The 14154-nt window shown below is 59.4% G+C and carries 7 protein-coding genes; all 7 read left to right on the top strand.

Annotation, left to right across the window (positions count from 1 at the left end; translation table 11 throughout):
• Positions 1–7: 7 nt before the first annotated feature.
• Entirely contained in the window at positions 8–1540 is a 1533-nt protein-coding gene (locus tag L888_RS0108195; protein WP_027952542.1) for a glycoside hydrolase family 32 protein, read from the top strand.
• Between the two features lie 135 nt (positions 1541–1675).
• Positions 1676–3448, top strand: coding sequence for a DUF4980 domain-containing protein (locus tag L888_RS0108190; protein WP_027952541.1), 1773 nt, complete (start codon positions 1676–1678; stop codon positions 3446–3448).
• A 10-nt stretch (positions 3449–3458) separates the two neighbouring features.
• Entirely contained in the window at positions 3459–4652 is a 1194-nt protein-coding gene (locus L888_RS0108185) for an MFS transporter (RefSeq protein WP_005845632.1), read from the top strand.
• A gap of 101 nt (positions 4653–4753) precedes the next feature.
• Positions 4754–5635 (top strand): carbohydrate kinase family protein, encoded by an 882-nt coding sequence (locus tag L888_RS0108180; protein ID WP_005845630.1) that lies wholly within the window; start codon positions 4754–4756, stop codon positions 5633–5635.
• Between the two features lie 242 nt (positions 5636–5877).
• Entirely contained in the window at positions 5878–8709 is a 2832-nt protein-coding gene (locus tag L888_RS0108175) for an ATP-binding protein (protein ID WP_027952540.1), read from the top strand.
• A gap of 614 nt (positions 8710–9323) precedes the next feature.
• A complete protein-coding gene (locus L888_RS0108165) occupies positions 9324–12308 on the top strand; it encodes an Ig-like domain-containing protein (RefSeq protein WP_027952539.1) in 2985 nt (994 codons plus the stop codon).
• Positions 12309–12417: 109 nt separating this feature from the next.
• Entirely contained in the window at positions 12418–14142 is a 1725-nt protein-coding gene (locus L888_RS0108160; protein ID WP_027952538.1) for a hypothetical protein, read from the top strand.
• Positions 14143–14154 lie beyond the last annotated feature (12 nt).

Genomic DNA, 14154 nt, shown 5'->3' with positions numbered 1-14154 from the left:
AAATTCCATGAGACAGATACTATCATTCCTCTTTCTGGCCGCAGCATGCACTAGCATGCTGCAGGCCTGTTCCGACCGCGAAGTAGACCCAAACCTGGGACCTTACGCATCCAGCGACACCACAAATGGCGGCGGCACCACGCCCATCGCGCCGTCCAACTACGACGAACAGTATCGCCCGCAAGTGCATTACACCCCGAAGCGCAACTGGATTAACGACCCCAATGGGCTTGTTTATGCCAATGGCACCTACCATTTGTTCTATCAGTACAATCCCCAGGGCAATGGTTGGGGCAACATGAGCTGGGGGCACGCCACGAGTTCGGACCTGTTGCACTGGACCGAGCAAAGCGTAGCACTGACCCGCGACGCCCTGGGAGACATCTTCTCCGGGTCGGCTGTGGTAGACAAGGACAACACGGCCGGCTTCGGCAAGAATGCCATCGTGGCCATCTACACCTCGGCCGGCAGCGCGCAACAGCAGTCCATCGCCTACAGCACCGACGGCGGGAACAGCTTTGCCAAGTACGACGGCAACCCCGTCATCGCCTCTACATCCGCCGATTTCCGCGATCCCAAGGTGTTCTGGTATGAGGCCGGCAGCAAATGGGTGATGGAATTGGCCACAGGAAACAACCATTCCATCGAGCTTTGGTCATCGCCCGACCTGAAAAACTGGACCAAGATGAGCGAATTCACCTCCAGCACAGACCGCTGCAACAAGGGTCAATGGGAGTGTCCCGACCTCTTCCCGCTCGACTACAAGGGCAACGAGAAGTGGGTGCAGTTGGTCAGCACCAACCCTGGCGGCCCCGTGTCGGGTTCGGGCACCATGTACTTTATCGGCAGCTTCGACGGCACACGCTTCATTGCCGACCAAGATTTCGACTACCCCCTGTGGCTCGACTATGGCTCTGACAACTACGCAGGAGTTACCTGGAACAACACCTCCGGACGGCGCACGTACATCGGCTGGATGAACAACTGGAACTATGCCGGCAGTGTTCCCGCCACGCCATGGCGGTCGGCATTCACCCTTCCGCGCGACCTGAAGCTCATTGAATACCAAGGAAAGCCCTTGTTGGCCAGTACGATGGTCAGCGAAACGGAAACGTTGGGCGGAGAGTGGCGCGAAGCAACGGATGGGATGCTGCGCAATACAGATGCCTGCCAACTGCAAGTGACCATGCCAACCACGCAGAATTGGATACTCACGCTGCAAAATGCACAGAACGATCAGTATGCCATCACCTACGATGCACCCAGCCGTCGCATCATTGCAGACCGCGGAACACGCACAGGCGCCAGCTCCTTTGCTGCCAATTTTGCCATTCCTTCGGTCAACATGCCCATCAATACCGAGGGCAACGAAGTCACTCTGGATCTCTACATCGACCGTTCGTCCGTGGAGCTTCTCACGTCGACGGGCTCGGCTGCCATGACCAATGTGGTCTATCCCAAGGCCGTCTATCACCGGCTGTCCACAACCGTCACACCCTCGCTGGTGAGGGTTCGCGACCTGAAACGCGTATGGCCATAGTGCATACCGGCAAGACTTGCAACATATTTACGAGCTTTTGAACGATTTGAACAAGGCTGATGGCGGGCATATTGCTATCTTTGCAACATCCTGTCACGAAGCCATCGACAACAAAACTATAAATACAACCGAACAATGAAGACCTCACTCAGAGCGTGGCTGGCCGCCTCCCTGCTCTCCTGCACCTGCCTCACCGCCGGCGCGCAGACGCCCAAGCCCACCTTTCTCAGCGACACACACGTGATGCAGCGCCTCTCGACGGCCCGCAAAGTGCTCCTGTTGCCCGTTGAGGAGAGCCAGGAAAACTGCCGGTTGCGCGTCATTCAGCACAACCAGGTGGTCAAGGAGTTCAACTGCCGGCTGGCTGTCAGCCGCACCGACTACTGCGTACCGCTCTTCCTCGACGAGCTCGACAAAGGCGAAGCCCTGCTCGACATCCACGTCAACCGCGCCAACTCCTCGGCCCCGTCGGGCGGACAGATTGCCCTTCGCGACTTTGCATGCTGGAAAGGCATGCAATATGCCGACAGCTTCGACACGATCAACCGCGAGCGTTTCCGCCCCGCTTACCATCACACGCCGGCCTGGGGATGGATGAACGACCCCAACGGCATGTTCTATAAAGACGGCGTGTGGCACCTCTATTTCCAGTACAACCCCTACGGATCACAATGGGAAAACATGACGTGGGCCCACTCCACCTCCCGCGACCTCATGCACTGGACGTTCGAGGGAAAGGCCATTGAGCCCGATGCGCTCGGCACCATCTTCAGCGGATCGGCCGTGGTCGACAAGGAGGGAACGGCCGGATTCGGCAAGAATGCCGTCGTGGCCTACTACACTTCGGCCGGCGAGGCGCAGACGCAAAGCATGGCTTACTCCACCGACAACGGCCACACGTTCACCAAGTACGCCGCCAACCCCGTACTTACATCCGACATTCCCGACTTCCGCGACCCGCACATCATCTGGCACGAGCCCACAAAGTCATGGATTCTCATCGTTTCCGAGAAGCAGCACATGAAAATTTTCTCCTCCAAGAACCTGAAGGACTGGGCTTTTGAGAGCGATTTCGGCGAGGGCTACGGCTGCCACGAGGGCGTGTGGGAGTGCCCCGACCTCATGCAGCTGCCCGTGGCCGCCGGCTCCCGTACCGCCAGCGGCGCCAATGCCGCCCCGACGGCGGACTCCAAGTGGCTCCTCATCTGCAACATCAACCCCGGCGGTCCTTTCGGCGGCTCGGCCACACAATACTTCACCGGCACGTTCGACGGACACCGGTTTGTGTGCGAGGACGACCCCGCCGAGACCAAATGGATGGACTATGGCAAGGATCACTATGCCACAGTCACCTTTGACAACGCTCCCGACGGCCGCCATGTGGCCCTGCCCTGGATGAGCAACTGGCAGTATGCCAACCAAGTTCCGACCCGGCAATTCCGGTCGGCCAACGGACTCCCGCGCGACCTCGGCCTCTTCATCTACCAAGGCAAGACCTATTGCAGCGTGAAGCCCAGCCCCGAAGTGTTCCGCCATTTCCAGCCCCAAGCCTCCGGCCGCCTCACCGCCGCCTGCCGCATCGACGTGCAGCTCCGGGGCGACGCCGTGATTACACTGTCCAACGGCAAGGGCGAACACGTCACCATGACCTACGATGCCAAGGCCGAGACCTTTGCCATGGACCGCACCCGCAGCGGTGCAACCGACTTCAGCAATGAGTTTGCCGCCGTCACCACCGCCCCCACACGGGGCAAGGTCAAGACGTTGCTGCTCTTCGTAGACCACAGCAGCCTCGAAGCCTTCGACGCAGAAGGCAAGATGGCCATGTCAAACCTGGTATTCCCCAGTCTGCCCTACGACAAAATCACGGTCAAGGGAGGCAAGGCCAAGATATATCCAACCCTTTAAACCTACAACAATGCGCAAGACAACCCCTCTCTCTCTCATCCCCGTGATGCTCTGTTTCTTCGCCATGGGCTTCGTGGATCTCGTGGGCATCGCTTCCAATTACGTCAAGGCCGACCTTGGTCTGAGCGACTCCGTGGCCAACATTCTGCCCTCGCTCGTCTTCTTCTGGTTCCTCATCTTCTCCGTTCCAACGGGTGTGCTGATGAACAAAATCGGGCGCAAGCGCACCGTGCTCCTCTCGCTTGTGGTCACCATCGTGTCGCTGCTGCTCCCCATCTTCTCAGAAGACTTCTACGTGATGCTCGTTTCTTTCTCGCTGCTGGGCATCGGCAACGCACTCATGCAGACCTCGCTCAACCCGCTTGTGTCCAGCGTCATCCAGGGCAACCTGGCTTCCACGCTCACCTTCGGCCAGTTTGTCAAGGCCATTGCCTCGTTCATGGCCCCCTACATTGCCATGTGGGGTGCCACGGCCTCCATCCCCAGCTTCGGCCTTTCCTGGCGCGTGCTCTTCCCCATCTACATGGTCATCGGCATCATTGCCACGCTGCTGCTCGCGTCCACACCCATCGAGGAGGAGCCCGCCGATGCCGTCGACAGCCGGGAACAGTCCATGGGCAGTCAGTTTGCCGGTGCTTTCCGCCTGCTCGGCAAGCCCATCGTGCTGCTCAGCTTTCTGGGCATCATGTGCCATGTGGGCATCGACGTAGGCACCAACACCACCGCACCCAAGCTGTTGCAGGAGCGGCTCGGCATGACGCTCAACGATGCAGCCTTTGCCACGAGCCTCTACTTCATCTTCCGCACCATCGGTTGTCTCACGGGCAGCTTCTTCCTTCGCGTGCTCAAGACGCGCACATTCTTCATCATCAGCGTCGTGCTCATGGCACTCAGCATGGCTGGCATGCTCGTGGGCACCAGCCGCACGATGCTCTATACCGCCATCGCCCTCGTGGGTTATGGCAACTCCAACGTCTTCTCCATGGTCTTCTCCCAGGCCCTGCTCTCCGTGCCCGAGAAGAAGAACGAGGTGAGCGGCCTCATGATTATGGGCCTCTTCGGCGGCACGGTCTTCCCCTTGCTCATGGGTGTGGCCAGCGATGCCATGGGGCAGTCGGGTGCAGCTGTGGTCATGACCGTGGGCGTGGCCTACCTCTTCACCTATATCAGAACTTTCACAGCCGGCAAAACGGCCGGTCTCTGAGGCTCCGGAGGGACAAAATTCCCTCCCCCCGACCCTATCCATTGGTAAAAACCCGGAGTGTCTGAGTTCGCTAGAACTCCCCGCTCCCCAAAACACGCAATATGAAACAGATTATCGTCGGCCTCGGAGAGGCCCTGTGGGATGTGCTCCCCGAGGGAGCCAAGCTTGGTGGTGCCCCCGCCAACTTTGCCTATCACACCAGTCAGTTCGGCTACGAAGCCGTAGCCATCAGTGCCTTGGGCAACGATGCCCTCGGCGACCAGACGCTCAAGGAGTTCGACCAGCGCGGGCTCCGCTACATCATGCCCCGCGTGCCGTTCCCCACGGGCACCGTAGCCGTGGAGCTCGACGACCAAGGAGTGCCCACCTACGACATCAAAACTGACGTGGCCTGGGACAACATTCCCTTCACGCCAGAGGTTGAAGAGGCGGCCAAGACCTGCCGCGCCGTGTGCTTCGGCTCACTGGCCCAGCGCAACGAGACCTCGCGCAACACCATCATGCAGTTTCTCGACACCACGCCGATGAACTGTCTCAAGATCTTCGACATCAACCTGCGGCAGAACTTCTACTCCCGCGAGGTCATCTGCGACTCCCTGCGCCGCTGCAACATTCTCAAGATCAACGACGAGGAACTCATCGCCATCGGCCGCATGTTCGGCTATCCGGGGCTCGACATCGAGAACAAGTGCTGGCTCATCCTCGGCAAGTACGACCTCGACATGCTGGTGCTCACCTGCGGCACCAACGGCAGCTACGTCTTCGCCCCCGGCACCAAGAGCTTCCAGTCCACGCCGCGTGTCGAAGTGGCCGACACCGTGGGGGCCGGCGATTCTTTCACCGCCACCTTTACCACAGCCATTCTCTCGGGCATGCCCATCGCCGAGGCACACAAGCTGGCCGTCGAGGTAAGCGCCTTTGTATGCACGCAAAAAGGTGCCATGCCCGTCCTGCCTCCCGACCTCGCCAGCCGCATCCAGTAGCGGCTGCGCGGTGAAATTTTAGACATAACTACATATTGAACATATGGCTAGCGCGTTGGGGTAAAAGACATAGTAACAAAATAACATCGCGCCAGCCATATGTTCAATATGTAGTTATGTCTAAAAAACCGGCGATCATCTCTGTCTTCGGATAGTTAACATATCTTAAAAAACTGCGATAAACCATATAAACTTATACAAAAAATATTAACTTTAAACGGTAAATCAAGCTTACGCTCTATATGACCAAGGAGAGAGGCCATGTGGCCGTAGTAATATTGTTTATCGTTGGTATGTTCATGTCAGGATGTGGACAGCAGCCAGCGCCGCTCGCCTACACGGATCGGCAGCGACTGATGCTCGACACCACCGACAACCACACCAAGAACACCGACTCCCTGCTTGCCTTTGTGGAGCGGTTTCGACGGGTAGGCGACCGACATCGGGAGATGGCATACCTCGCCGAACTGGGCCATTGCTACCAGTCGGCCAGCCGATACACTGATGCCATCAAGACCCACCGCAAGCAGCTCACCCTGGCCCAACAGCTCAACGACACCCTCATGATGGCCACTGCCCTCAACGACCTCGGCGTCAACTACCGCCGCATGGGACTCTACTACGACGGCCTCGACCACCACGCACAAGCCGTCGAGCTAAGCGGCGGCGGCCGGGGGGAACAGCGCGACAAGTTCCTCAAGTGCCAAGCCATCGGCTACAACGGCATCGGCAACGTGCACCTCACCATCGGCCACTACCTTTCCGCCGACAGCATGCTGCGCAAGGCCCTCGCCATCGAGACGCGGCTGGGCAGCCATCTGGGCATGAACGTGGACAACTCCAACCTCGGCATGGTGTTCGAGCGGCGCGGACTCATCGACTCGGCATGGCATTATTTCCGCAAGGCACACATCCACAGCCAGCAGGCCAACTCCTCCACCGGGCTGGCCTACAGCCACATGAACTTCGGCCGACTCTACCAACGTGCCGGCCAATACGACCGCGCCGTGGCCGAGTTCAGCCTGGCCATGCGTGTGGTGTCGCGCGAACGCGACCTCTGGCTCTGGCTCCAGCCCTGCATTGCCATGGCCGGCGTGCTGGTGAAGATGCAGAACCATGCCGAGGCCAACCGCTATCTCTCCACCGCCCTCACCACCGCCCGCCAGGTGGGTGCCCGCGAATACTACCCGCAGATCTACCGCCTCTACTCCGACTACTACCGCAACTTGGGCGATTACCGCCGTGCCTTGGAGACCTACGAGCGGGCGTCGACCTCTGCCGACAGCCTCATGAGCGCCAACCACCTCTTTGAAATAGACGAGTTGCAAAGCGACATCAACCAGCGCAAGGCCAACGAGCGCATGGCCCAGGCCCACCACCAGCTCTCTGTGGAGCGCACGGCCAAGCGCCTTTTTGCCGTGGGACTGCTCGGAGCCATCGCCGTGGCACTCATGCTCTGGTACGTAGCACGCATGCGCAAGCAGTCCAATCGGATGCAGCGCAACTTCATGCAGGCGCGCAATCGCTTCTTTACCAACATCACCCATGAGTTCCGAACGCCCCTCACCGTCATCCTCGGCAAGGCCGAAGAACTGCAAAAAGCCACCGCCGCCAGCCTGGAGCAGCAGCACACGGCGGGGTCCATGATTGTGCGGCAGGGCCGCCAGCTACTCTCGCTCGTCAACCAGTTGCTCGACATCTCCAAGGTGAAGTCCGAAGTGGGCAACCCCGACTGGCACACGGGCAACGTCGTACCCTACCTCCACATGATTGTCGAGGGCGGACAGCAACTGGCCAAGACCAAGGGCATCACCATGCTCTTCATGCCCAAGGAGACGGAGATCGTGATGGACGTCGTGCCCGACTACCTGCGCAAAATCATGCGCAACCTCATCGGAAACGCCACGAAGTTCACCCCGCAAAACGGCAACATCACCGTCTCCTGCGAGCGCAGGGACAACCGTCTGTGCATCCAGGTGGTCGACGACGGCATAGGTATTTCCGAGGAAAGCCTCAAGCACCTCTTCGAGCCGTTCTATCAAGCCGAGTCGGAGAGCGCCAATCTGGGCACCGGCGTGGGCCTCTCCCTCGTGCGACAACTGGTCAAAGCCATGCAGGGCGAGGTGAGCGTGCAGAGCCGACTGGGCGAGGGAGCCACCTTCTCCATCCTGCTGCCCCTGAAACACGGCAAGGGCAACTGGAAGCCTTTCAACGAGGAGACCATCACCGAAATCAGTTTCGACAAGGAGCCGGAGGCCGGCACCGGGCAGCCGACGGGCTGCAACAGTCTGCCCGACCACGACCACGACCCACGCACCCGCGTGCTCATCGTCGAAGACAATGTGGACGTAGCCCGGTACATCGGCTCGCAGATGCCCTCCGCCTACAGCCTGACCTATGCCACCAACGGGACCGACGGCCTGCAGAAGGCCCTCTGCCTGCAGCCCGACCTGGTCATCACCGACCTCATGATGCCCGGCATGGACGGCCTGGAAATGTGCCGGCGTATCCGCGCCGACCGCACCATCGGCACCACGCCGGTCATTGTCATCACGGCCAAGACCACGCAGGACGACCTCGAAGCAGGGCTCCGCGCCGGTGCCAGCGCCTATCTCTTCAAGCCCTTCAGCGCCTCGGAGCTGCGCATCCGAGTGGAGTGGATACTGGCCGAACGCCGCATGCTGCACGACAAATACCAGCTCGCCGCCCAGCAGGTGAACGATGCCAAGACCGTGCTCTCACAGGAGGACAAGGAATTTGTGTCCCACTTCACCAACACCATCTACAACCAATTGCACAGCACCGAGATAGACCTTGACGCGCTGGCCGACCATCTTTGCATGAGCCGCCGCACGCTGCAGCGCAAGGTGAACGACCTGGCCGGCATGTCGCTCACGGCCTACATCACCAAGATACGCACCGACTACGCCCGCCAACTCATCCGCCGCCGGCCGGAAATGCCGGTGAGCGAGGTGGCCCAAGCCTGTGGATTCTCCGACCGCAGCTACTTCGACCGCATGTTCAAACAGTCGTTTGGCGTCACCCCGGCCCAGTACCGCCGCAACCTCGAATAGCTGCCCCAGTACACGCCACGGCGTGTCCGCCTTTTCTTCACGGTGCATTCGCCGTTCGATTCCCCGTTTTTCGTCCCGCGTTTACGGCGTTATCCCGACACGATAACGCCGTCTTCGTGACGCGTCCGCGGGACTTTTCAGACAGAGCAACATGTTTTTAGTGTGGCTGCGCAGGGGATTTTTAGACATAACTACATATTTGACAGATGGCTGCGCGCCGGTCTTTTCTCACAGATTCCACAGATTTCACAGATGGCTGCGCGTGGAATCTATGAGAAAACACCGGCGCGCAGCCATCTGTCAAATATGTAGTTATGTCTAAAAACTCCCGCGCAGCCACAAAAAATCCGGGGAGTTCTGTCCAAAAACACAAAGAGACCGCAACACCCGTTTTGGACTAACCATCCCTCTGTATGCCAACCTGTTAACCTGTCTTCATGTCCGTCTGGTACCATACTTCAGGCAAAGATTGTCCGAATATTACCAAAACTTGGCGCAATAGTCCATATCCCCATCCCCGCTTTCTCCTAACTTTGCCGGTATCCAAACGACTATCCAACCATTGTTTAACCATTAACAAGAGTCTGGCCACGACAGGCGGACACCTAAGAATTATGAAAAGAAAACTGTTTACCCTCGTGTCGCTCCTGATGCTGTGCATCGGGGGCTACGCCGCCGGCCCGCCCGACTGGGCAGAGGTACAAAATTTCGACGGCAGCAAGTTTAGTAAAGAGTGCGTGGTCTACGCCGACCTGACCGACGCCAACGGAGTAGTGCCCGCCCACATCAACCGGTTTACCGTGGGCGCTTTCATCGGCGGCGAGCTCCGTGGCGTGGCCGACGGCCGGTATGATGCCGCCGCAACCCATCAAGTGGGCTACTTCCCCTTCCGCATCAAGGGCGAAATTGCCGACAACGGCAAGCCCATCGAGTTCCGTCTCGTGGAACGCGACGAGTCGCTGCGCTATATCAACACCTACAAGGTGGCCGGGACCACGCCCGTGAAGTTCCAGGCTGAGAGCACTGTGGGCGGCACACCCAGCAACCTCTACCACCTGCGCTTCATCTCCCCCACCGCCATCGGCCTCGACCAGGCCACGTTCAACATCAACGTGGGCGCGACCATCGATCTTAAACCTCACATCAAGCTGACGCCCGCCAACGCCACCATGCCCGAGGACATCTCGTTCTCGGCCGGCAACTGGTTACCTTATTTTACGGTGACCGACGGCCACATTCTCAAGGGTGTTTCGCCCAATGCAGGCACGGGCGACAGGATGACGCTCGCCGTCGAAACGCCGAACGAAATCCAGTATGACGTGGCCCAGGTCATCGTGCACCAGCCCATCACGGCCCTTGTCCTGAATCCTGACTACAAGGACGGCATCACCGTGGCCGTGGGCGACGACAAAAAGCTCAACATCGACCTCTACAACTGCTACACCGTGACCCCTGCCAACGCCACGGAGCAGCCCGTATGGTCGTCGGCCAACACCGAGGCCATCTCGGCAGATGCCCAAGGCTACTGGACGCCCAAGAAACCGGGCACCTACAACATGACGCTCAAGTCTGCCAAGGCCACGCTCACCGTACCCGTGCACATCACACAGCCAGTGACTGGCCTCACCGCCACTCTGACCGACATCTACGTCAATGTGGGCGACGAAGTGACCGCATTGCTCAAGGTGGACACCAAGGTGCAGCCCGCCAATGCTACCAATCCCGTCGTCAACTACGACTTAGGCTCCACCGTGGTACCGGCCAGCATCCTCGTTAAGAACAACGACGGCACCATCACCGCCACGCAGCCCGGCACGCAGAATGTGGTGGCCAGCAACCCAGACATTCCCAACGCCCCCGTGATCTACACCATCCACGTGCAGACGAAGGTCACCTCTTTCAGGGTGAAACAGCCCGCCATCTCCGTCCTCTGGCAGCCCGGCGCCGCCGCCAACATGATGAACATCACGGCCCAAGTGCGTGGCAACTTCACCATGCTGCCCTCAGGCGACTACCACTCCACCTTCTACAAGATGGCGGCGGCCGACGCCACCGTGCTCGAAGTGCTGCCGCAGGACACGGGCTACCAAGTGAACGCCCTGAAGAAAGGCTCGTCCAAGCTCACCCTCACCCGCACGTACAAGCAGACAAAGGCCGTCAACGGCAAGCTCGTCAACAACGACCAGACCGTCACCGGCAGTTTCACGGTGAACATCGTATCAGGTCTCACCGGCTTCACCGCCAGTGAAATCCGGATGGGCAACACGGGCACCTACGAGCTCCAGCTCACCCCCATGCCCGCCGACGCCACGTTCACGCCCTCCCTCATCACCCTCGGACCCGCGGATATAAACACTCCACAGGGCTGGACGATGATAGAATTCAAGGCTGCCGACGCCACAGGCCTCAAATGGACCATCACGCCACGCAGCGTGATTTCCCAGGGCACGATAGGCGTGTACTACGACCAGCAGTTCCTCTCCAGCATCCCCATCAACGTGGGACAGACCGTTACGGCCCACGCCGGATGGCAGTGGAAGACCATTTTTGCCGGTTCGATGAGAGACCTTCAGAGCAATCCTGACTACAAGTGGGACGAGTTGCAGGAGATTCGCACCCAATACGACCTGCTCTACAACGACGACCAGTATGGCTACTTCGGCACGCTCAACTACCTGCCCGAGGACGATTGCTTCAAGATGCGCCTCAAGGATGGTGCGGGAGACATCACGTTCACCATTCCCACAAGGCTCTACAGCCCCACGTCAGACCATGCGTTCAAGCTCCTGCCGCGCTGGTCGTGGATGGGTTATCCCTACCAGTACAGCCACCCGCTGGCCGAAGTGATGGGACAAAACGGCATGACCTTTACCAAGGGCGACCGTCTGGCCTCGCTCGATGCCTTTGCCGAATACGACGGAACCAAGTGGACCGGTACGCTCACCATGCTCAAGAGCGGCGAGGGCTACATGTTCTACAACGCCGGTTCTGAAGTCAACGCCCTGACCATGGTTGGCGAACACAACTTTGCCCAGCCAGCCCCCGGCACCACTCCGGCCAAGCGCATGGAACCCAGCGTGTGGGTTTACAACAGCGGCCAGTTTGCCAACAACATGACCATCGTGGCCGACGTGCCCGAGCTCGCCCTCAAGGAGGCCTGCACCATCGGCGCTTTCGTGGGTGACGAGTGCCGCGGACAAGGAACGGCCGTAGACGGCAAGTTCTTCATCACCGTGCACGGCGAGGCAGGAGAGCCCGTCAGCTTCAAGCTCTACAACAACCGCACGGCCGAGTGCCGCCGCCTCACCCGCACGCTCAGCTTCAGCGACATGGCCGGCTCCATCGCCAGCCCGGTGAAGATGGAGCTCGGAGAGGCCACGGCCATCGACGCACTCAACGTGGCCCGCTCGGGCATCGCCGTCATCGACGGCAAGCTCAGCATCGAGGGCCTCAGCGTGAAGAGCTTCCGCGTGTGCATGCCCAACGGCACCGTGGTGCTCCACAACGACACCGACTTAACGAAACTGCCTTCAGGCGTATACTTGGTGACTGTCGTGACGACAGACGGCCATACGCTGACCAAGAAGGTTGTCAGATAAGTTACATACTCTCTCTTTGGCGATGAGGCCTACGGAGCAGCGAGCTCCGTAGGCCCATCCTACCTACATCATCTGTCTATCCAAAAGAACCTTATAAATCCCCGACGAGATGAAAGCCACCCTATCCCATACCTGTCTGCTGGCCCTCACCTTGGGCCTCTTGCCGACAGCCGCGCAGGCGCAGGACATTGCGCAAATTGCCAAGAGCGACCCGCTCATCATCACCGGCTCGGTGGGGACGCGCAACACCTACTACCATTCCTCTGCGGGCAACAGCTACACGTCGCCCCTCAGCAACACGGTGTATGCCAATCTCAACATCAGCATCTACGGGTTCAGCATGCCTTTCTCTCTCTACTACTCCAACGACAACCTGGATTTCAACTATCCGCACCTGTCGTTCAACATGAGCCCGTCCTACAAGAACTGGACAGCCCACATCGGACGCTCCAGCATGGCCTACAGCCCCTACGTGATGAACATGTCGTTCAACGGCGTGGGCCTCGAATACAACAGCGACCGTTTCCGCGCCGGAGCCTTCTACGGCACGCTGCGCTCGGCCGTCAACGACGACCCCACGCTGCCCGCCGCCCGCCGCCCGCAATACAAACGCGTGGGTTGGGGCATGAAAGTGGGCTACGGCACAGCCCGCAACTATCTCGACCTCTACCTGCTGCGCGTGAACGACCGCCCCAGCTCCATCGACGAACGCTGGAGGCAGAGCGTCAGCCCGCAGGAAAATCTCGTCGTGGGCCTCAAGGGATGCGCCAGCTTCGGCCATTGGCTCTCCCTCACGGCCAATGCCGCCGCCTCGGCCTTCTCAACCGACACCGAGGCCAAACGACTCGAAAGCTCCGAAGCCACACGCTTCGACAAGATATTCGACGTGCGCTACAGCTCGCTCATGCGCTTTGCCGGCGACGTCAATCTCAACCTTACCCTGCCCCGATTCTCCACCTCCGTGTTCTACCGCATGGTGCAGCCCGACTACACTTCGCTGGGCACTTACTACATGACCAACAACTACCACAGCCTCGGCGTCAACATGAGCACCTCCTTATTTAATAAGGTGTCGCTCTCGGGAACGTTCTCCGGGCAGGAAGACAACCTCACCAACAAGCAGCTCTACACCACGCGCGGCTTCGTCTACTCGGCCAATGCCTCCACCTCCATCGGCGGATTCATGAACCTCAGCCTGGGCTACAACGGCTATTTGCAGAACCAAGGCGACGGCACAGCCCGCGTGAACGACACCACGCGCGTGCACCGCATCATGCACTCGTTCAATTTTATGCCCTCGTTCAACTTCTCCACGCCGTCGCTCAGCCACAGCGTCTCGCTCACGGCAAGCCTCGTGAAGAACAAAGACCTGAACAAATTCGCCAAGGGCGACACCGACATCCAGACCCTCGCGCTGGGACTCAGCTACGGCCTCGAGGTGGAACCGTGGGAGATGGACTTCTCCGCCGCCCTCAGCCACCAGCTGTCCAAGAGCACCATATCGCGCTACACCAGCGACATAGCCTCGCTCAGTGCCAGCCGCTCGTTCCTCAAGGAGAAGAACCTCAGCGTCTCGGCCACCGGCTCGCTCTGCTACAACGAGGTGCGCCACGCCTCCAAGAGCCTCTCCATGGGCTTCGACGCCGCCGTGAGCTACACGCTCAGCAAGGTGCATGTCTTCTCCATCTCGGGCGGTGTCAACAAATACGGTGACGTAAACATCTCACAGACCCGATCCCACCTCGACGACACCGACGTCTCGGTTTCCTTCAGCTATGCCTACACCTTCACGCTCCTCGAGATGAAGCGCAAGGCCAACAAGCAAAAGAACTAAAGCACACCCACG

The sequence above is a fragment of the Hallella seregens ATCC 51272 genome (genome assembly GCF_000518545.1).
Taxonomy (GTDB): domain Bacteria; phylum Bacteroidota; class Bacteroidia; order Bacteroidales; family Bacteroidaceae; genus Prevotella; species Prevotella seregens.
Note: the sequence above shows the minus strand (reverse complement) of the source record. Positions and strands in the feature narration are given on the sequence as shown.